The sequence below is a fragment of the Staphylococcus sp. GDY8P57P genome, from assembly GCF_017892585.1.
In the GTDB taxonomy this organism is placed as follows: Bacteria; Bacillota; Bacilli; order Staphylococcales; family Staphylococcaceae; genus Staphylococcus; species Staphylococcus borealis.
The window spans coordinates 1-982 of the sequence record NZ_JAESLK010000135.1 but is presented as its reverse complement, the minus strand read 5'-3'; the positions used below and the strand labels follow the sequence as shown (position 1 = coordinate 982).

The 982-nt window shown below is 28.3% G+C and carries 1 protein-coding gene; it reads left to right on the top strand.

Annotated features, from left to right (window positions below; translation table 11 throughout):
- Positions 1 to 364 precede the first annotated feature (364 nt).
- Positions 365 to 982: aminoglycoside N-acetyltransferase AAC(6')-Ie (gene aac(6')-Ie / locus KA878_RS13975; RefSeq protein WP_148251533.1), on the top strand; the 618-nt coding region annotated here is incomplete at its 3' end.

Here is a 982-nt window from a genome sequence, read left to right as displayed (position 1 = left end):
TACCAGAGTTTGTACTTTACGGTGCTAATTCGGATATGAAGGGCGAAGAGATACAGAAAAGTGCTAATGAGTATTTGCAATATATTAAAAAGTATTATTTAAGAGCATAAAACACTTCTGCGATCATGCCAACAATACTAGAAGAAAGCCCATTTCCCCTTAACACATTTAGGGAAATGGGCTATTGAAGTTATTGAAGGTTTTAGCGATTTCATTTTAGGTAGCCAATTCAAAGTGCCCAATAAATTCCAAGAAACACAAATCTGCTAAAACAGCTTGCCATGTATATGAAAAATTAGGTGGTAAAAATGATTATAAAGATGAAATAGTATATGTATATGATTATGAAAAAGGTGATAAATAAATGAATATAGTTGAAAATGAAATATGTATAAGAACTTTAATAGATGATGATTTTCCTTTGATGTTAAAATGGTTAACTGATGAAAGAGTATTAGAATTTTATGGTGGTAGAGATAAAAAATATACATTAGAATCATTAAAAAAACATTATACAGAGCCTTGGGAAGATGAAGTTTTTAGAGTAATTATTGAATATAACAATGTTCCTATTGGATATGGACAAATATATAAAATGTATGATGAGTTATATACTGATTATCATTATCCAAAAACTGATGAGATAGTCTATGGTATGGATCAATTTATAGGAGAGCCAAATTATTGGAGTAAAGGAATTGGTACAAGATATATTAAATTGATTTTTGAATTTTTGAAAAAAGAAAGAAATGCTAATGCAGTTATTTTAGACCCTCATAAAAATAATCCAAGAGCAATAAGGGCATACCAAAAATCTGGTTTTAGAATTATTGAAGATTTGCCAGAACATGAATTACACGAGGGCAAAAAAGAAGATTGTTATTTAATGGAATATAGATATGATGATAATGCCACAAATGTTAAGGCAATGAAATATTTAATTGAGCATTACTTTGATAATTTCAAAGTAGATAGTATTGAA